This window comes from Halomonas sp. SL1, assembly GCF_003030865.2.
Lineage (GTDB): Bacteria > Pseudomonadota > Gammaproteobacteria > Pseudomonadales > Halomonadaceae > Halomonas > Halomonas halophila.
On the sequence record NZ_PYUQ02000019.1, the window covers coordinates 83,072 to 101,501 of the forward strand.

Genomic DNA, 18,430 nt, shown 5'->3' on the forward strand with positions numbered 1-18,430 from the left:
TCAGGACTCCGGGGCGAACAGGCCGGTGGACAGGTAGCGGTCGCCGCGGTCGCAGACGATGAACACGATCACCGCGTTCTCGACCTCCTCGGCGATGCGCAGGGCGCCGGCGAGCGCCCCGCCGGACGACACGCCGGACAGGATCCCCTCCTCCCGGGCCAGGCGACGCATGTGCTCCTCGGCCTCGGCCTGGCCGATGTCGAGCACCCGATCGACCCGGGCAGGCTCGAAGATGCCCGGCAGGTAGGCCTCGGGCCAGCGGCGAATGCCGGCGATGCTGGCGCCGTCTTCCGGCTGCAGGCCGACGATGCGTACCTCGGGGCTCTGCTCCTTGAGGTAGCGGGAGACACCCATGATGGTGCCGGTGGTGCCCATGGAGCTGACGAAATGGGTGATGGTGCCGCCGGTCTGCTCCCACAGCTCGGGACCGGTGCCCCGATAGTGCGCCAGCGGATTGTCGGGGTTGGCGAACTGGTCGAGCGGCTTGCCCTCGCCCCGGGCGATCATGCTTTCGGCCAGGTCGCGGGCCGCCTCCATGCCACCCTCGCGGCTGACCTCGATCAGCTCGGCGCCGTAGGCGGCCATGGCCTGCTTGCGCTCGCTGGAGGCGTTCTCCGGCATGATCAGGATCAGTCGATAGCCCTTGATCGCCGCGGCCATGGCCAGGGCGATGCCGGTATTGCCCGAGGTCGCCTCGACGAGGGTGTCGCCCGGAGAGATGGTGCCCCGCGCCTCGGCCTGCTCGAGCATGGACAGCGCCGGACGGTCCTTGACCGACCCGGCAGGATTGTTGCCCTCGAGCTTGGCGAGCAGGGTGTTGTTGCGCCCGGCCGTGATGCGCTTCAGGCGGACCAGCGGCGTGTGGCCGATGGTCTCCTCCAGGGTGGGGAAATGCATGCAACCGTCCTTCTGGAAACGTCTTTTCGGCATTATATCCTCGGGCACCGACACTGGACAGGCATCCCGGCCGGCTGTGGCATACTGGGGCACGACACCCCAGCCGACGAGCCCTCCCGATGTCATTGAAGACCCGCCTGATGCTGGCCATCCTCGCCCTGCCACTGGTGCTGATCGCCCTGCTGGTGGTGGCGGTCACGGAGCTGGACGATCGCCATCATCGGCTGCAGCTGCGCGAGCGCCTGACACAGGCCGCCGATCTGCTGACCCCCAGCCTGGGCCAGGCGCTGGCGGCCGGCGACGCGGCCGAACTGGAGGCCCTGGCCGGTCGCCTGCTCGAGCTGGAGGACGTGCGCGCCCTGCGAATCCTGGACGCCGACGGCGAACGTCGCCTGGAGCTCGGCCGACTGCGCCAGGCCAGCGATCTTGCACCCCCCCAGGGTCCGGCGCTGATCGAGGACGGTCGACATTGGCGGCTGCAGGCGGCGCTGCCCGGGGCGCCCGGCGCCTGGCTGACGCTGGACATCGACGCCTCGACGCTGCCCCTCACCTACTATCGTCACCTGGCCAGCGGCGGGCTGCTGCTGCTGATCGTGGGCCTGCTGCTGTTCCTGGTGGCCTACGGCCTGAGCCGGCGACTGACCCAGCCGCTGGAAGACGTCACCCGCTCGCTGGAATGGCTGACCGCCGGCGGCGCCCCGCAGCCGCTATCGGTGCCGAAGGAGGCCGAGCTGGCCCGCCTCGCCCAGCGGCTCAACGCCCTGGGCGAGCACCTGGCCTCGGCCCGCGACGACCTGCAGGCCCAGATCGAGCAGGCCACCGGCGAACTGCAGGAATCCATGGAGACCATCGAGGTCCAGAACATCGAGCTGGACCTGGCGCACCGCCGCGCCCTGGAAGCCAACCGCGCCAAGTCGGAATTCCTGGCCAACATGAGCCACGAGATCCGCACCCCGCTCAACGGCATCATCGGCTTCTGCCGCCTGCTGCATCGCACCGAGATGGCGCCCCGGCAGCGCGAATGGCTCGACCACGTGCAGCGCGCCTGCGACAACCTGCTGATGCTGGTCAACGACGTGCTCGACTTCTCCAAGATCGAGGCCGGTCGTCTGGAACTCGAACACACCGAGCTGGACATGGTGGCCCTGGTCGACGAGGTGCTCGGGCTGCAGGCGCCCCAGGCTCAGGCCAAGGGCATCCAGGTGCTCGGCCTGGTCTACGACGACGTGCCGGAGACCCTCAGCGGCGACCCGCTGCGCATCCGCCAGGTGCTGACCAACCTGGTCGGCAACGCCGTGAAGTTCACCGAGCACGGCGAGGTCATCGTACGGGTCATGGTCGAGCAACGTGCCGCCGGGCACGTGGTGCTGCGGGTGGCGGTCAGCGATACCGGCATCGGCATGAGCGACGAGGCCCAGCGCCGGCTGTTCCAGGCCTTCCGGCAGGCCGATGCCAGCCACCAGCGCGAGTTCGGCGGCACCGGCCTGGGGCTGGCGATCAGCCGCCAGCTGGTGGAACAGATGGGCGGCGAGATCAGCGTCGAGAGCACCCCGGACGAGGGTTCGACCTTCGCCTTCAGCCTGCCGCTGGCGTGCCCGCCGGAGACCCCGGAAGAGCGCGAACCCGAGATGACCCTCGACGGCAAGTGCGTGGTGCTGGAGGAGCCCCACGGCCCGACCCGCTCCGCCCTGCGTCACCTGCTGGGGCGCTGGGGAGCCCGCGTGATCGGAGAGCGGCAGGCGCTCGGCCACGAGACGGCGCTGGCCGTGTTCGGCCTGACCGACGCGGACCTGTCGCCGTCGGGGCAGACGGCCCTGCAGCAGCGCCTGGAGCGCCTGGAGTGTCCGGCGATGCTGCTGGTCAATGCCAGCCCGCCCGATCTGCCGGCGCTGCCGCTGCCCCAAGGCGGCGAGGTGCTGAGCAAGCCGCTGTCGCGGCGCACCCTGGTGGAATCGATCAGCCGCGCTCTGACGCGAGTCCGTCGCGACCGGCTGCCGGCCCGCCAGACGACGGCGCCCCGCGGCCCGCTGAGCCTGCTGGTGGTGGACGACACCGAATCCAACCGCCTGCTGCTCCAGGAGCTGATCAGCGGCCCGCAGCTGGAGGTGGGACTCGCCGCCAGCGGCGAGGAGGCCCTGGCCATGGCCCAGGAGAGACGCTTCGACGTGGTGCTGATGGACATCCGCATGCGCGGCATGGATGGCGTGGAAACGACCCGCGCGCTGCGCGAGCTGGGCGGGCACTGGCGCCATGTACCGATCATCGCCGTCACCGCCCACGTGCAGAGCGAACAGCGGCGCCAGCTGCTGCAAAGCGGCCTCGACGGCGTGCTCGAGAAACCGCTGGACACCGCCCAGCTGTCGAGCCTGCTGCGTCATCACCTGGGCGTGGGCCTGGCGCTCGAGGAAGCCGGCGAGGCGCCGGAGGCCGACCCGGCCACCGATGGCGAGCTGGCCTCGGTGGACCTGGCCCTGGGCACCCAGCTGGCCGGCGGCCGCGAGGCGCTGGCCCGCAAGCTGCTGGGCCAGCTGATCGATTCGCTGGACGAGAGCGAAGCCCAGGTTCGCCAGGCCATGGAAGTCGGCGATGCCGAGGCGCTGCTCGACGCCATTCACGCCCTCAACGGCGCCTGCCGCTACTGCGGCGTGCCGCGCCTGGGGCTGCTGGCCGAGACCCTGGAAACCCGGCTGCGCTCCCGCGGGCTGGAAGCGGTGACACCGCTGCTGCCGGACCTCTACGCGGCCATGACCGCGCTGCGCGACTGGCAGGCGGCTCAGCCCGCCTCGACGTCGACGTCCGGCGCCTGATCCGATGAGGTGCCGGGACGCCCCGGCACCCCGCCTCAGGCCTCGAGCACCACGAAGGCCACGGCGAAGGCCGCCTCGTCGGACAGCGACAGGTGAAGGTTCCTGACGCCTTCGGCCTCGGCCAGCTCCCGGGCACGCCCGGACAGCACCAGCGCCGGACGCCCGAGGGCATCGTTGACCACTTGGATCTCGCTCCAGCGCATGCCGTGACGCAGCCCGGTGCCCAGCGCCTTGACGAAGGCCTCCTTGGCGGCGAAACGCTTGGCCAGGAAGGCGGCCGGCTGACCGCGCTCCCGATACCCCGCCAGCTCGTCGTCGCCCAGCACCCGCCGGGCGAAGCGCTCGCCGTGACGCGCCTGGGCGGTCTCGAAGCGCGCCACCCGGGCAATGTCGGTGCCGACCCCGAGGATCATCCGCAGCAGCTGCCGTCGGCCTGATGGTCATGATCATGCTCGTGATCGTGCTCATCGAGCGCCGCCACGAATCCCGCCTCCTGGCCGGCGATGGCCAGGCGCTTCATCTCCGCCACCGCCTCCTTGAGACCGACGAACAGCGACCGCGCGATGATGGCGTGGCCGATGTTGAGTTCGTGCAGCCCCGGGATGGCGGCGATGGCCTCGACGTTATGGTAGTGCAGGCCGTGCCCGGCGTTGACGGTCAGCCCCAGCTCGCCGGCCATCTCCGCGGCGGCGACTAGACGGGCGTGCTCGGCGGCCGCCTCCGCGCCCTTGGCCTCGGCATAGGCCCCGGTGTGCAGCTCGATCACCGGCGCCCCGGCCTTGGCCGCCGCCTCGATCTGCGCCGGCTCCGGGTCGATGAACAGCGACACTTCCGAGCCCGCCGCGGCGAGACGGCGGCAGGCCGCCTCGATCGCCTCGAAGCCGCCGACCACATCCAGGCCACCCTCGGTGGTCAGTTCCTCGCGCTTCTCCGGCACCAGGCACACGTGGGCCGGGCGAATCTCCTCGGCCAGCGCCAGCATCGCCTCGGTGACCGCCATTTCCAGGTTCATGCGCGTGTTGAGCACCTCGGCCAGCAGCCGCACGTCACGCTCCTGGATGTGCCGGCGGTCCTCGCGCAGGTGGACGGTGATGCCGTCGGCCCCGGCCTCCTCGGCCAGCAGCGCCGCCTGGACGGGATCGGGATAGCGAGTGCCGCGCGCCTGACGCAGGGTGGCGATATGGTCGATGTTGACGCCGAGCAGGATGCGGGGAGGATGCATGGGAAACTCTCCAGGTCCGGAATACGAGGGAAACAGGGTCACAAGGATAAGGGTAAGCGGACGGTCGCCCAAGCGCCCTGGCCCGCCGTCCGGAACATACCGTTCAGGCCGGGCCGTTCAGCCGCGGGCGGCGCTCTCGCCGGTCCGGCGCCGCGCCACCAGCTGCTGCATCCACTCCCGGGAGCGCAGCGGCCGGCTGCCCAGCAGCGGCGCCAGCGCCGCCCGGGTCACCGCCTTGGCCGGACCGGCGAGCCCCGGTTCGCGCCAGTCGCCACCGGACAGCAGCTTGAGCGTACGCCCGTCGATGCCGGTCTCGGCGGGCAGGAAGGCGCGGGAATCGACGTCGAAGCGATAGCGCGTCTGGGGGTCGAGGGACTCGCCGCCCGGGGTGCAGAAGCGCGGCTCGGCGTCCAGCGCCTCGAGCAGCGACAGCTCCAGGCGACGCAGGGCCCCGGCCCGGCCGTCGGGGCGCGACAGCGCCTCCAGGGCGGCGGCGTAGAAGGCGAAGACATCAGCCACCGGCAGCTCCACCGGCAGCAGCCGGGTCAGCAGCTCGTTGGCGTAGAGGCCGCACAGCAGCCCCTCCCCCACCAGCATCGCCGCCGGCGCACGGCTCTCCATCAGCGACAGGCGCTTGAGCTCGCCCTGACCGCTCCAGGTGATGTGCAGCGGCGCGAAGGGCTGAAGGGTCGCCCGGGTACGACTGCCCGGGCGCTGCACGCCTCGTGCCACGGCCCGCACGCGCCCGTGATCGAGCGTCAGAAGCTCGACCAGGGCGCTGGTCTCGCGGTAGGGGCGCTTGTGCAGCAGATAGGCCGGCTGGGGGATCATAAGACGCCGTTCAAGAGAATCGAAGCTCGAAGCTCGAAGCTTGAAGCTCGAAGCTCGAAGCTCGAAGCTCGAAGCTCGAAGCTCGAAATCAGTCTAAATCGTAGCCCAGGCTCTTCAAGGCCCGCTCGTCGTCGGACCAGCCGCTCTTGACCTTGACCCAGAGGTTGAGCATGACCTTGGCGTCCAGCGCCCGTTCCATGTCGAGGCGCGCCTCGCGGCCGATCTTCTTGATCCGCTCGCCGCGCTCGCCGATCAGGATCTTCTTCTGCCCGTGGCGCTCGACCATGATCAGGGCGCTGATGTGCACCACCCGACCCTCGTCGCGGAACTCCTCGATCTCGACGGTCATCTGGTAGGGCAGCTCGTCGCCGAGCTGGCGCATGACCTTTTCGCGCACCAGTTCCGCGGCCAGGAAACGCTGGCTCTTGTCGGTGACCTGATCCTCGGGGAAGTAGTGGATGCTCTCGGGGAGGTGCTTGGCGACCTCGGCCTCGAGCGCCTCCACGTGCGTGCCGTGCTTGGCGGCGATCGGCACGATGGCGGCGAAGTCCCGCCGCGCACCGACCGATTCCAGCCAGGGCAGCAGTTCCTTCTTGTCCTTGAGGCGATCGACCTTGTTGACCGCCAGGATCACCGGCACCTCGACCTTGGCCAGGCGGTCGAGCACCACCTGATCTTCCTGGGTCCAGCGCGTGCGGTCGATGATGAAGACCACTGCATCCACGTCACGCAGGGCCTGGGTGGCGGCCTGGTTCATGAAGCGATTGATGGCCTTGTCACGATCCTTCTCGAGGATGTGAATGCCCGGGGTGTCGACGTAGATGAACTGGTCGTCGCCCTCGGTCTTGATGCCCATCACCTGATGGCGCGTGGTCTGCGGGCGCCGCGAGGTGATGGAGATCTTCTGACCGAGAATGCGGTTCATCAGCGTCGACTTGCCGACGTTGGGGCGGCCGACGATGGCCACGAAACCACAGCGTTGTGTCATGAGCGACCTCCATGGCCTTCGAGGCGGGACAGGGCCATCTCGGCGGCCTGCTGTTCGGCGTGGCGGCGGCTGGATCCGATCCCCCGGGTATGCTCCTCGAGCATCTCCACGTGGCATTCGACGGTGAAGGTCTGGGCATGGGCCTCGCCCTCCACCGAGATCACCTCGTAGCGCGGCAGCGCCGACTGACGCGACTGCAGGAACTCCTGCAGCCGGGTCTTGGGATCCTTCTGGGTGTCCTGCAGGTTGATGGCCTCCAGGCGCTCGGCGTACCAGGCCAGCACGCGGGCCCGGGCGGTTTCCATGCCGGCGTCCAGATAGATGGCACCGATCACCGCCTCGACCGCATCGGCGAGGATCGAGTCGCGGCGATGGCCGCCGCTCTTCATCTCGCCGGAGCCCAGCCGCAGGTGGCCACCGAACTCCATCTCACGGGCCAGCTCGGCCAGGGTCTGGCCCTTGACGAGGCGTGCACGCAGGCGCGACAGCTGTCCTTCCCGCGCCTGCGGGAAGCGCTGGAAGAGGTCCTCGGCGATGACGAAGTTGACGATGGAGTCGCCGAGGAACTCCAGGCGTTCGTTGTTGCGGCCGCCGTAGCTGCGGTGGGTCAGGGCCAGCTCGAGCAGGTCGGGCTGCGCGAAGTCATGGCCGATGCGGCGGCTGAATTGGGTCAGGGAATTGCTCACGAAGCTCCTGCTATGTCATGCAAGGAATGCCGCTCCCGGCATTCATTGGATACGGCGTACACTAGTAAAATTCGGCAGCCCGCCATTCCAGTGCATCCAGACGGCGAAGGCCTTGCCCACGATGTTCTGCTCCGGCACGAAGCCCCAGTAGCGGCTGTCGTTGGAGTGATCGCGGTTGTCCCCCATGGTGAAGTAGTGACCGGGGGGCACCGTGATCTCGCGCATCTGCGGGCCGGGATCGCGTGGATTATTGTAGATAGGGTGCGGCGCCTCGCCCAGCTGCTCTTCCAGCAGCCGTTCGCCGGGCGCCGACTCGGGGCCGTTCTCGAGCAGCGTCTTGGGCACCGGTTCGCCGTTGACGAACAGCTGCTTGCCCTCGTAGCGGATGCGGTCGCCCGGCAGGCCGACCACGCGCTTGATGAAGTCGACCGAGGGATCGTTGGGGAAGCGGAACACCATGACGTCGCCGCGCTCGGGCTCGCCCACGTCGACGACCTTGGTGTCCAGCACCGGCAGGCGCAGGCCATAGGCAAACTTGTTGACCAGGATGAAGTCCCCCACCTCGAGGGTCGGGCGCATCGAGCCCGACGGGATCTGGAAGGGCTCTACCACGAAACTGCGCAGCACCAGCACCACCAGCAGCACCGGGAAGAAGGAGCGTGCGTACTCCACCGGCCAGGGCTCCTTGAGCGCCTTCTCGCGGGCGGCGGGGTCGGCGCCCTCGGTGGTGCCGGCCTCGACGCTGGCCGTCAGGCGGCCCCGGCGCGCCGGCCGCCACCAGATCAGCTCGAGCAGCCAGATCGCGCCGGTGACCAGCACGGCCACCGTCAGCAGGAGTGTGAAGTCCATCGGTCGTTGCCTTCCCTAGTCGTCGTTGACCTTGAGCACGGCGAGGAAGGCATCCTGGGGGATTTCCACCCGGCCGACCTGCTTCATGCGTTTCTTGCCCGCCTTCTGCTTCTCGAGCAGCTTCTTCTTGCGCGAGGCGTCGCCGCCGTAGCACTTGGCGGTCACGTTCTTGCGCATCGCCTTGACGGTGGAACGTGCCACCACCTGGCCGCCGATCGCCGCCTGGATGGCCACGTCGAACATCTGGCGCGGGATCAGCTCCTTCATTTTCTCGACCAGCGCCCGGCCACGGGAATGGGCATGGTCGCGGTGGATGATGATGGCCAGGGCATCGACCCGGTCGCCGTTGATCAGCACGTCAAGACGCACCAGCTGGGCGGCCTCGAAACGCTCGAAGTTGTATTCAAGCGAGGCGTAGCCCTTGGAGATCGACTTCAGGCGATCGAAGAAGTCCATCACCACCTCGGCCATGGGCAGCTCGTAGGTGAGCTGGATCTGGCTGCCGAGGAACAGCATGTCGAGCTGGGTGCCGCGACGCTGCTCGCACTCGGCGATGACGTTGCCGACGAACTCCTGGGGCACCAGGATGCTGGCCCGCACCACCGGCTCGCGCATCTCCTCGACGTCGGCCATGTCCGGCAGCTTGGACGGGTTGGAGACGTAGCGGACCTCGCCGTCCTTCATCAGCAGCTCATAGATCACCGTCGGCGCGGTGGTCAGCAGGTCGAGATTGTACTCGCGCTCCAGCCGCTCCTGGATGATCTCCATGTGCAGGGTGCCGAGGAAGCCGACCCGGAAGCCGAAGCCCAGGGCGTCGGAGTTCTCCGGCTCGTAGTCCAGCGAGGCATCGTTGAGCGCCAGCTTCTCCAGGGCGTCGCGGAACTCCTCGTAGTCATCGGAGGAGACCGGGAACATGCCGGCATAGACCTGCGGCTTGACCTTCTGGAAGCCCGGCAGGCGCTTGACGTCCGGCGTCTTGGCATGGGTGATGGTGTCACCCACCGGCGCACCGTGGATGTCCTTGATACCGGCGACCACGAAACCGACCTCGCCGGCGCGCAGGACGCCGGTCTCGCGGCGCAGCGGCGTGAAGATGCCGACCTCGTTGGCCTGCCAGTCGCGGCCAGTGGAGGTCATGCGGATCTTGTCGCCTTTCTTCAGCGTGCCGTCGAAGATCCGCACCAGCGACACCACGCCCAGGTAGTTATCGAACCAGGAGTCGATGATCAGCGCCTGCAGCGGCGCCTCGGGGTCGCCCTTGGGCGGCGGGATGTCGCGCACCAGGCGCTCGAGCAGCGCGTCGATGCCGAGCCCGCTCTTGGCCGAGACCTGGCAGGCGTCGGTGGCGTCCAGGCCGATGATCTCCTCGATCTCGGTGGACACCTTGTCCGGGTCGGCCTGGGGCAGGTCCATCTTGTTGAGCACCGGCAGCACCTCGAGACCCTGCTCGATGGCGGTGTAGCAGTTGGCTACCGACTGGGCCTCGACGCCCTGGCCGGCATCGACCACCAGCAGGGCACCCTCGCAGGCGTACAGCGAGCGCGAGACCTCGTAGGAGAAGTCCACGTGCCCCGGGGTGTCGATGAAGTTCAACTGATAGGTATTGCCGTCCGCGGCCTGATAATCCAGCGTCACCGACTGGGCCTTGATGGTGATGCCGCGCTCACGCTCCAGGTCCATGGAATCGAGGACCTGCTCCTTGAGCTCGCGTTCGGTGAGCCCGCCACAGGTCTGGATCAGGCGGTCGGCCAGGGTCGACTTGCCATGATCGATGTGGGCGATAATGGAGAAGTTCCGTATCCCATTGATTACTTTGCGGTTATCGCTTTCTGACATTCGAAAAGATCCGGTTCGTGTACACAACCCTATACTGACTACAGGCTTGCCGCCCTCTTCGGGTGCGTCGAGTGAGATGGCGGCATTGTAGCGGGATGCGCCTTCCAGATACAGCGACCCGACGGCGCGGGCCGTCGGGTCGCGGGTCACGACGAGAGCGGGTCAGGCTCAGTCGTCGGCCAGACGCAGGGCCACGTAGTAGGAACGGCCGTCGCGATACAGCCGTACCGGCACCGCGCTGCCGGCCGGCAGCTCGGCGACCAGCTCGGCGAGCTGCGCGGGGCTCTCCACCGCCTGGTGGGCGATGCTGACCAGCACGTCGCCGGTACGGATGCCGGCAGCCGCGGCGATGCCGTCGGGATCGACCCGAGTGACCTGGACACCGTGATCGAGCTCCATCTTGCTGCGCTGGGTCTCGTCGAGGGACTGGACCACCACGCCGAGGCGGGCGGGCGAAGCATCGCCGTCGCTGCTGTCCCCGGCTTTCTGGCTGTCCGGCCACTCGCCGACCTCGACGTCCAGGGTCTGGCGCTCGCCGTCACGCAGCACCGTGATCGCCACATCGCCGCCCGGCGAGACGTGGCCGATCAGGCGCGGCAGCTTGCTGGAACGATCGACGGTCTCGCCGTCGACCGAGAGGATGACGTCGCCGGCCTGGAGCCCGCCCTGGGCCGCCGGCCCCTCGGGGTCGAGATCGGCGATCAGCGCGCCTTCCGGATTGTCCATGCCGAAGGATTCGGCCAGCTCCCGTGACACCGGCTGGATCATCACGCCGAGCCAGCCGCGCTCGACGGAGCCGCTGGACCTGAGCTGGTCGGCCACATCCATCGCCACGTTGATGGGAATCGCGAAGGACAGCCCCATGAAGCCGCCGCTGCGGGTGAAGATCTGGGAGTTGATGCCGACCACTTCGCCGTCGAGGTTGAACAGCGGACCGCCGGAATTGCCGGGGTTGATGGCCACGTCGGTCTGGATGAAGGGCACGTAGGCATCCCGCGGCAGAGTGCGGTTGATGGCGCTGACGATGCCGGAGGTCACCGAGTGGTCGAAGCCGAACGGCGAACCGATGGCCGCCACCCATTCGCCCACCTCGAGCCGGTCGGAGTCGCCGAGCTCCAGGGTCGGCAGGTCGCTGGCCTCGACCTTGAGCACCGCCACGTCGGTCTTCTCGTCGGCCCCCACCAGCTCGGCCTCGAGTTCGCGGCGGTCGTTGAGCCGCACCAGGATCTGATCGGCGCCATCGACCACGTGGGCATTGGTCATGATGTAGCCGTCTTCACTGATGATGAAGCCCGATCCCAGCGACTGGCGCTCCTCGCTGTGGCTGCGTCCCGGCCCTTGGCCACGCGGCATCGGCAGCTGGTCGCCGAAGAAGTGACGGAAGATCTCGGGGATCTCCTGATTGCCGAAGCCGCGGAAGGGCGAGTCGGGACGCTCGACCATGCGCGAGGTGGAGATATTGACGACCCCCGGGGCGGCATCCTTCACCAGCTCGGTGAAGTCCGGCAACTCGCGGGCCATGGCGGACTGCGCGGCGAACAGCCCCACGACCAGCAGCACCCAGAGGGATAGCGTGCGCGTCATGCGTGTCATGAATGACTCCTGTGACAAGGTGCAATGGATGGCAAGGACATCTGCCCTACCCCTTAACCCCGGAGCGGGCAAAAGGTTCAGCACGGCCGTTCGAGCCGGGGTGGCCCGATGCCGGGTTCGTTTCGGAGGAAGGGTGAATCTCAGCGCGCGTCATCGCCGTCCGGCTCCGCCTGCTCCGCCGTCGTCTCGTCGGGGGCATCGGCCATTTCGCCACCCTCGCTGTCCTCGACCCAGACCACGGACTCGACGACCCGACGCAGCACGTCGGCGGGCAGCTCCCCCATGGCGACGACCTGCCGCGGACGATCGCCCAGCTCCCGGTGCAGCACCGCCGCATGGGAGACGCCCAGGCGATGAAGACCGGGCATCAGGAGGTCGCGATCCTCGAGGGGCTCGACGAACAGGCTCAGGGTCGAGAGGCCGTCGCCATAGATACGGTGACGGGGGCTAGGGTGGCGCTCGCCCTGTGGCGCCACGGGCTGGGACACGAACCCCTCGGGTAACCAGCCAGGACGCCAGGGCACGTCGGGAGGCGGCGCGGCCGACACCAGCTCGATGCCTCCGCGATGGAGGCCGGGAGCATGCAGCTCGGTGATCTGGAAGGTCTCGAGCACCCGCCCCCGCTCGTCGAGCAGGATCTTCTTCAGCGGCAGGCCCGTGGCGGCATCGAGCCACAGGCGATGACCATAGCGATGATCATCGAGGGGTTCGATGTCCAGGCGCACGCTGGCGCGACCCGCGATGCGATCCGCGCCGGAAAGCTGGAGCCGATAGAGGCTGTCGAGGTGCTCGACGAGGGTATGGGGCGGAGTCGCCTGGGCCCGGGCGTCGGCGCTGGCCAGGCCACCGGGACGCGCGATGCGCCCCTCGCGCTCGAAGGCCACGGCCGGGCCATCCAGGAAACGGGCCCGCTCGCGCTCCACGCCGTCCTTGACCTCGTGAGACAGGGCCAGGGTGCGCACCCCGTCGCTGCCGATGCGCACGGCCCTGGCCCGGAAGTCGTAGCAGTGGCTGGCCCAGAGACTGCGCTCGTACCAGGCCTGCGCCGAGTCGGGTTCGTCCTGCTCGGCGAGCCGGGCACAGTCGATGCCGGTCGACGCCTGGGCGACGGGAGCCAGGGCGGCGACCATGCAAGCGGCGCTGACCAGCCGCCACGCCCGCAGGCGCACCGACCGCCTTCGCCGGGACGCCATCAGCGCTGCCCCAGCGACTCGCTTCCCGAGGCCCGCAGCAGGGGCATCCAGGAATCGCCCCCGGTGGCCGCCGCACCCTCGGCATGACGATCCAGGTAGGACTGCAACAGCAGCGCCTGCTGGCGATCCATCCGCAGCGACTGACGCTGGGCGGGCGACAGCACCATGGGCGCGCCGGCACCGACGGTCATCAGCCCCTGTTCGCCGGCGCTGCCGCCCGGGAACATCGGCATGTCGACCAGCGACGCCCCCTGGCCGAAGGTCGCGTTACCGCCGCCCAGCGCCTCCAGCCCGGAAGAGGCGCGGGTCGCGGCGGCGGTGGCACCGGCGCCGGAAACCCCGGCGTTGGTCGCCACCGGCGCCTCGCCACCGCCCAGCGGGGAAGCGCCGTTGTAGAACTGCACCCCGGTGATCACCATCAGCGACACCGCCGCGGCGATGCCGGCGCTGCGCCCCAGCGGCAGGGAGCGACGCGCGGCCTTCGACGGCTCGGCCATGGGTGCCGGCTCGTCCTCCAGGGCAGCCATGACGCCCGCCGAGAGATCCACCGAGGTATCGGCCTCATTCTCGCGCTGCATCAGACTGCGCATCAGATGGTAGCGGCGCCAGGCATCCGCCGCATCGGGCTCGTCATCCAGCGACTTGAGAACGCGCCGCAGCTCCAGCTCGTCCCCCTCGTTGTCCATTAGCGCAGAAAGCGATTCCCGTGCGTTCTGACTCATGTCTCTACACCCTCACAATCGTCAAGGCGACACTGCCTTGCAGCCTGTTGGAAGCCCGGATTCCCGACCACACTGGCCGTCATGCCGGCCATGTCGAGAGGCCCCTGCCTCATCGTGTACGGATCGGTCACCGCATATGACGTCACTGTCGCCCGACAGTTCAGCCAATCGGCAAAAACGGTGAAAATTCGGCTCATTCGGTGACCGTTTCCTGGTTGCGCGACGTGGCGACCAGCGGCCGGATGTGCTGATCCACGGCCTCCCGGGCCCGAAAGATGCGCGAGCGCACCGTGCCGACGGGGCAATCCATGATGTTGGCGATGTCCTCGTAGGACAGCCCGTCGAGCTCGCGCAGGGTGATTGCCGTGCGCAGGTCATCGGGCAACGCCTCGATGGCCTCGAACACGGCCGTCTGCAGTTCGTCCCGCGCCATCGCCGCTTCCGGCGTCTCGATGTCGGCCAGCCGGCCGCTATGGTCGACCACCTCGGCATCGACGATGTCCATGTCGCTGCCCGGCGGACGGCGCCCCTTGGAGACCAGATGGTTCTTGGCGGTGTTGATGGCGATGCGGTACATCCAGGTATAGAAGGCACTCTCGGCGCGAAACTTGCCCAGCGCCCGGTAGGCCTTGATGAATGCCTCCTGGGCCACGTCCTGAACCTCGGCGTGGTCGTGCACGTAGCGACCGATCAGGCCGATGATCTTGTGCTGGTACTTCTTCACCAGCAGGTCGAAGGCGCGGGTATCTCCCTTCTGTGCGCGCTCGACGAGTTGCTGGTCGGTTTCCCGGTGGCTCATTCAGCGCCTCCCCGTGGCGGGAGCTTGCCGCGGCGCCTCGAGAGGGCGTCGCGATGAGACGGGTGTCGCTTCCATATGTATCAACCTAGACCCTGGGGTGAGCGTGCGCCGTTCTCGGCGGGAGACCAAGTGTTCCTGTTTCGCCGGTCGGCATCAAGCCTGGACGCCACCACAGGCGCCCGTCCGGGCGAGGCGACCCATGGGACCGCCAGCGGGGCGATGTGACAGCTCAAGCGCCCGGGGAGTTCCGTCTTCGATTGAATTTGGCCGTCACGCGGGCGATAGTAGTCGCTTGATACCGCATCAGCGCTGACACGATACAGGTAGCAGAATTCCATGTCCGAGCAACAGGTCAACAACCTCAACGTCCTGGCCGAGGACGTCCTCCTCCCGCCGGCCGACCTCAAGCGGGACATCCCGCTCTCCGAGGAGGCCGAGCGCACGGTGATCGAGGGCCGTCAGGTCATCCAGAACATCCTCGACGGCCGCGACCCCCGCCTGCTGATGGTGGTCGGCCCCTGCTCGATCCACGACGTCGATGCCGCCCTCGACTATGCGCGCCGCCTGCGCCGTCTGGCCGACGAGGTCAAGGACAGCCTCTATATCGTGATGCGCGTCTACTTCGAGAAGCCGCGCACCACCGTGGGCTGGAAGGGGCTGATCAACGACCCGCATCTCAACGGCTCGTTCGAGATCGAGGAAGGCCTGCACATCGCACGGCGCCTGCTGGTCGAACTCGCCGAGATGGGCCTGCCGCTGGCCACCGAGGCCCTGGACCCGATCTCTCCCCAGTACCTGCAGGATTGCATCAGCTGGTCGGCTATCGGTGCGCGCACCACCGAGTCCCAGACCCACCGCGAGATGGCCTCCGGCCTGTCCGGCCCAGTGGGCTTCAAGAACGGCACCGACGGCAGCCTCGACGTGGCCGTCAACGCCCTGCAGTCGGTCGCCCATCCGCACAATTTCCTGGGCATCGACCAGGCCGGCAAGGTGGCGATCATCCGCACCCGTGGCAACCGCTACGGCCACGTGGTGCTGCGCGGCGGCAACGGCAAGCCCAACTACGACAGCGTCAGCGTGGCGCTGGCCGAGCAGGAGCTGCAGAAGGCCGGGGTGACGCCCAACATCATGATCGACTGCTCCCACGCCAACTCCAACAAGGACCCGAGCCTGCAGCCGCTGGTGCTGGAGAACGTCACCAACCAGATCCTTGAAGGCAACCGTTCGATCATCGGCCTGATGGTCGAGTCCAACATCGGCTGGGGCAACCAGAAGGTCCCCGAGGACCTGAGCCAGCTGACCTACGGCGTCTCCATCACCGATGCCTGCATCGACTGGGACGCCACCGAACAGGCCTTCAAGACCATGAACGACAAGCTGGCCCCGGCGCTGGCCAAGCGCTGCCAGGCCGCCTGACCTGCGCCTGACACGACAAGGGCCCGCCATTCGGCGGGCCCTCTGCGTTGTATCACCCTGAACGGGCATCCTGCTCCAGCGCACCGTGTTCGCGGATCAACTCCCGCGCCCAGGGGATCGCCTCGGGATACTGATCGGCGTCCAGCACGAATTCCTGCCCTCGCGCCACGGCCTGCAGCGCGACCTCGTCGCCGCGCCTTTCCCAGCGCCCGGGGTCGGCATGATAGGTCAGCGGCGCCCGCCCCTCGTCGGGATGCCACCAGCCCGGCAGGCGCCACTGCGATACCGTCTCGGCGTCCGGCGCGGTCAGCCGCTGCCGGGGCGTTTCCCCGGGAAAGATCCCTGCCCCAGGCAGTCCGCCGCCTTCACCGTCCGGCAGCGCCAGTGCGTGACGCGCGATATAGAGCGCATTGCGCGGCTCGCCGAGCCGCTGGCAGTGCGGATGCTCGCGCGCCCACTCGAGCCCCGCCGGCAGGTGGTCGCCCAACGTCAGCGCCTCGCTCACCTGCAGCCAGCCCCATAACAGGTGACGCGGCCGCGCCTCGGGCACGAAGCGCCAGCCACCGTCGACGCGCTCGACGGGCCGAAACAGCCCGAAGAACAGGAACAGGTCGCCCGCCCCCACGCCCTGGTTGCGCAGATGGCTCTGGGCCGCGCCCCGCTGTCCGAACAGTGGCATCCAGCCTGCCGGGCGCGGATGCTGATCGGCCCGCAGATCGGGATCCAGATGCGCCCCGTCACCCGGCGAGACACGCCACCGGGTCAGATCCTGCACCAGCGGCCCGAGCGGCTCGCCCTGCTGCGTGATCGCCTCATAGGGCATCACCGACTGCGCATCGGGAATCGGCAGCGCCAGCAGCCGGCCGTCGGGCAGGATCGGATTGGGCACCCCGCCGGCGGAGGTATCGAAGCCCTTGCGGCTCAGGATCAGTTTCATCGGGTCTCCTGTCGGTAGGCGCGATCCACGAGCGCGGGATGGTGACCAACGCTGGCACGGGTTTCAAGCGTCGACACGATCGTGGAGCGGCCCGTTTGCCGGCCCGGCATGCCTCGGCTAGCTTGAGGCGAAAGGCGCCGCCCGCCACGAGGAGCCCGGATGCCCGAGTCGACGGAACCTTCGATCCTCGCGACCGCGCTGCACTGGCTCGCGCCCTGGGAATTCGAGCCGCTATGGGGGCTGGCCTGCCTGGCGGCGCTCGGCCTCTACTGGCGCGGCGCGCGTCATCTGCGTGCGCTCGACCCGGACGTCTCGCCACTGGGGTGGCTGCGACCCGCGACCTTCCTGATCGGCCTGACGCTGATCTACGTCGTGAGCCAGACCCGCTACGACTACCTCGCCCAGTACATGTTCTTTCCCCACCGGGCTCAGCATCTGGTGCTGCACCACGCGGCGCCCTTCCTGCTGGTGCTGGCCGCGCCGCCCCGGGTGCTGGCCGCCGGGCTGCCGGCCTGGGCGTCCTCGGCGCACCGCCTCGCCCGCCCGCTGCTGGATCTACTGCAGCATCCGCTCATCGCACCGCTGCTGTTCGTCGGCCTGATCTACTTCTGGCTGATCCCGTCGGTGCACTTCGACGCCATGCTCAGCCGTCATCTCTACCAGCTGATGAACTGGAGCATGCTGCTCGACGGCCTGCTGTTCTGGTGGCTGGTGCTGACGCCTCATGGCCGACTAGGCCCCGGGAAGCGCATCCTGCTGCTGCTGGTGGTGATTCCGCCGCAGATCCTGCTCGGCGCCTACCTGACCTTCAGCCCCACGGTGCTGTTCGACGTCTACGAGGTGTGCGGGCGCGCCTGGCCGCTGGCACCGCTGGTCGACCAGCAGATCGGCGGGCTGATCACCTGGATTCCGGCCACCATGATGAGCGTGATCGGCACCCTGATCGTGCTGCGACAGCTGCGCCGTGGCGACCAGGCGACAGACCACACGCCATCGCCGACCCGGCCCCAGGCCCATTGAAAGGAGATGCCATGCCCCCCGCCCCGCCTCGTTGCTGCGCGCCACTCCTCCTTCTCGCCCTGCTGGTCATGGCCGGCTGCGGCGAGCCGGAGTGGCGGACCAAGGACATCGCCTCGCTGATGCCGCCGCTCGCCTTCACGCTGGTCGACGAACGCGGCGAGACGGTCGAGGCCGACCGCTATCGGGGTGGCGTCGCCCTGCTGTTCTTCGGCTACACGCACTGCCCCGACGTCTGCCCGATCACCCTGGCCCGGCTCGCCGGCCAGGTGCGAGACCTCCCCCCCGAGGCCCGTGACGATATGCAGATCCTGTTCGTCTCGGTCGACCCGGCCAGGGACGACCCCGAGCGGCTGGCGGCCTACACCGAGGCCTTCGGGTCGGCCATCGTCGGGCTGACCGGCAGCCGGGCGCAGCTCGACGCCCTTACCAAGCGCTATCGGGTGACCTACGGCTATGGAGAGAAGGACGCCGCCGGCGGCTATGCCGTTTCCCATCCGAGCGGCGTCTTCGCCTTCGACCGGGACGGCGAGGCGCGGCTATTGATCCGCGACGGCGACGCCCCCGAGGCCGTGCGACACGACCTCGAGCGGCTGCTCGCCGAGGAAGGGTGATCTTACAAGAGTGTAAAAGCCGG

The 18,430-nt window shown here is 68.6% G+C and carries 17 protein-coding genes; 4 read left to right on the top strand and 13 right to left on the bottom strand.

Annotated features, from left to right (window positions below; all coding sequences use genetic code 11):
• Nucleotides 1–897: a cysteine synthase CysM gene (gene cysM, locus C9J49_RS12980; protein ID WP_035596759.1), complete on the bottom strand. Its 897-nt coding sequence runs from the start codon at nt 895–897 to the stop codon at nt 1–3.
• A 119-nt stretch (nt 898–1,016) separates the two neighbouring features.
• On the opposite strand from cysM, the gene C9J49_RS12985 reads away from it, so the two are divergent.
• Entirely contained in the window at nt 1,017–3,704 is a 2,688-nt protein-coding gene (locus C9J49_RS12985; protein WP_107182369.1) for an ATP-binding protein, read from the top strand.
• Between the two features lie 35 nt (nt 3,705–3,739).
• Here C9J49_RS12985 and acpS read toward each other — a convergent pair whose 3' ends face one another.
• The 11 genes from acpS to rpoE form a co-directional block, all read right to left on the bottom strand.
• On the bottom strand, nt 3,740–4,117 hold the full coding sequence (gene acpS, locus C9J49_RS12990; protein WP_046079695.1) for a holo-ACP synthase: 378 nt from the start codon (nt 4,115–4,117) through the stop codon (nt 3,740–3,742).
• On the bottom strand, nt 4,114–4,926 hold the full coding sequence (pdxJ, locus tag C9J49_RS12995) for a pyridoxine 5'-phosphate synthase (RefSeq protein WP_046079696.1): 813 nt from the start codon (nt 4,924–4,926) through the stop codon (nt 4,114–4,116). The genes acpS and pdxJ overlap by 4 nt, the downstream gene beginning before the upstream one ends.
• A 117-nt stretch (nt 4,927–5,043) precedes the next feature.
• Nucleotides 5,044–5,757: a DNA repair protein RecO gene (gene recO / locus C9J49_RS13000; protein ID WP_111382313.1), complete on the bottom strand. Its 714-nt coding sequence runs from the start codon at nt 5,755–5,757 to the stop codon at nt 5,044–5,046.
• 88 nt (nt 5,758–5,845) lie between these two features.
• Nucleotides 5,846–6,745, bottom strand: a complete 900-nt coding sequence (era, locus tag C9J49_RS13005) for a GTPase Era (RefSeq protein WP_035596747.1) — start codon at nt 6,743–6,745, stop codon at nt 5,846–5,848.
• A complete protein-coding gene (gene rnc / locus C9J49_RS13010) occupies nt 6,742–7,431 on the bottom strand; it encodes a ribonuclease III (RefSeq protein ID WP_046079698.1) in 690 nt (229 codons plus the stop codon). Before rnc ends, era begins: the two co-directional genes overlap by 4 nt.
• Before the next feature lie 42 nt (nt 7,432–7,473).
• Nucleotides 7,474–8,280 carry a signal peptidase I gene (lepB, locus tag C9J49_RS13015; protein WP_107182372.1) on the bottom strand — a complete coding sequence of 269 codons (807 nt, stop codon included), beginning with the start codon at nt 8,278–8,280 and terminating at the stop codon, nt 7,474–7,476.
• Nucleotides 8,281–8,295: 15 nt separating this feature from the next.
• Nucleotides 8,296–10,116, bottom strand: a complete 1,821-nt coding sequence (gene lepA / locus C9J49_RS13020) for a translation elongation factor 4 (RefSeq protein ID WP_046079700.1) — start codon at nt 10,114–10,116, stop codon at nt 8,296–8,298.
• Nucleotides 10,117–10,284: 168 nt separating this feature from the next.
• Entirely contained in the window at nt 10,285–11,709 is a 1,425-nt protein-coding gene (locus C9J49_RS13025) for a DegQ family serine endoprotease (RefSeq protein ID WP_046079701.1), read from the bottom strand.
• Nucleotides 11,710–11,849: 140 nt separating this feature from the next.
• Nucleotides 11,850–12,878, bottom strand: coding sequence for a MucB/RseB C-terminal domain-containing protein (locus C9J49_RS13030; RefSeq protein WP_082090923.1), 1,029 nt, complete (start codon nt 12,876–12,878; stop codon nt 11,850–11,852).
• Nucleotides 12,879–12,901: 23 nt separating this feature from the next.
• Complete coding sequence (locus C9J49_RS13035; RefSeq protein WP_046079703.1) at nt 12,902–13,624, bottom strand: sigma-E factor negative regulatory protein; 723 nt, start codon at nt 13,622–13,624, stop codon at nt 12,902–12,904.
• Nucleotides 13,625–13,817: 193 nt separating this feature from the next.
• Complete coding sequence (gene rpoE, locus C9J49_RS13040) at nt 13,818–14,423, bottom strand: RNA polymerase sigma factor RpoE (protein WP_035596730.1); 606 nt, start codon at nt 14,421–14,423, stop codon at nt 13,818–13,820.
• Nucleotides 14,424–14,759: 336 nt separating this feature from the next.
• Between rpoE and C9J49_RS13045 the strand changes: the two genes are divergently transcribed.
• Nucleotides 14,760–15,839 carry a 3-deoxy-7-phosphoheptulonate synthase gene (locus tag C9J49_RS13045; protein ID WP_035596727.1) on the top strand — a complete coding sequence of 360 codons (1,080 nt, stop codon included), beginning with the start codon at nt 14,760–14,762 and terminating at the stop codon, nt 15,837–15,839.
• Nucleotides 15,840–15,891: 52 nt separating this feature from the next.
• On the opposite strand, the gene C9J49_RS13050 is transcribed toward C9J49_RS13045, so the two are convergent.
• Nucleotides 15,892–16,776 (bottom strand): hypothetical protein, encoded by an 885-nt coding sequence (locus C9J49_RS13050; protein WP_107182373.1) that lies wholly within the window; start codon nt 16,774–16,776, stop codon nt 15,892–15,894.
• Between the two features lie 159 nt (nt 16,777–16,935).
• Between C9J49_RS13050 and C9J49_RS13055 the strand changes: the two genes are divergently transcribed.
• Nucleotides 16,936–17,796 carry a cytochrome c oxidase assembly protein gene (locus C9J49_RS13055; RefSeq protein ID WP_107182374.1) on the top strand — a complete coding sequence of 287 codons (861 nt, stop codon included), beginning with the start codon at nt 16,936–16,938 and terminating at the stop codon, nt 17,794–17,796.
• Nucleotides 17,797–17,807: 11 nt separating this feature from the next.
• A complete protein-coding gene (locus C9J49_RS13060; protein ID WP_107182375.1) occupies nt 17,808–18,407 on the top strand; it encodes an SCO family protein in 600 nt (199 codons plus the stop codon).
• The last annotated feature ends 23 nt before the right edge of the window (nt 18,408–18,430 follow it).

Coding starts and splice junctions, on each gene's coding strand:
- lepB (WP_107182372.1), bottom strand. CDS start 8,280: ATGGACTTCACACTCCTGCTGACGGTGGCCGTGCTGGTCACCGGCGCG.
- lepA (WP_046079700.1), bottom strand. CDS start 10,116: ATGTCAGAAAGCGATAACCGCAAAGTAATCAATGGGATACGGAACTTC.
- acpS (WP_046079695.1), bottom strand. CDS start 4,117: ATGATCCTCGGGGTCGGCACCGACATTGCCCGGGTGGCGCGCTTCGAG.
- era (WP_035596747.1), bottom strand. CDS start 6,745: ATGACACAACGCTGTGGTTTCGTGGCCATCGTCGGCCGCCCCAACGTC.
- C9J49_RS13060 (WP_107182375.1), top strand. CDS start 17,808: ATGCCCCCCGCCCCGCCTCGTTGCTGCGCGCCACTCCTCCTTCTCGCC.
- C9J49_RS13035 (WP_046079703.1), bottom strand. CDS start 13,624: ATGAGTCAGAACGCACGGGAATCGCTTTCTGCGCTAATGGACAACGAG.
- recO (WP_111382313.1), bottom strand. CDS start 5,757: ATGATCCCCCAGCCGGCCTATCTGCTGCACAAGCGCCCCTACCGCGAG.
- cysM (WP_035596759.1), bottom strand. CDS start 897: ATGCATTTCCCCACCCTGGAGGAGACCATCGGCCACACGCCGCTGGTC.
- C9J49_RS13050 (WP_107182373.1), bottom strand. CDS start 16,776: ATGAAACTGATCCTGAGCCGCAAGGGCTTCGATACCTCCGCCGGCGGG.
- C9J49_RS13055 (WP_107182374.1), top strand. CDS start 16,936: ATGCCCGAGTCGACGGAACCTTCGATCCTCGCGACCGCGCTGCACTGG.
- pdxJ (WP_046079696.1), bottom strand. CDS start 4,926: ATGCATCCTCCCCGCATCCTGCTCGGCGTCAACATCGACCATATCGCC.
- C9J49_RS12985 (WP_107182369.1), top strand. CDS start 1,017: ATGTCATTGAAGACCCGCCTGATGCTGGCCATCCTCGCCCTGCCACTG.
- C9J49_RS13025 (WP_046079701.1), bottom strand. CDS start 11,709: ATGACACGCATGACGCGCACGCTATCCCTCTGGGTGCTGCTGGTCGTG.
- C9J49_RS13045 (WP_035596727.1), top strand. CDS start 14,760: ATGTCCGAGCAACAGGTCAACAACCTCAACGTCCTGGCCGAGGACGTC.
- rpoE (WP_035596730.1), bottom strand. CDS start 14,423: ATGAGCCACCGGGAAACCGACCAGCAACTCGTCGAGCGCGCACAGAAG.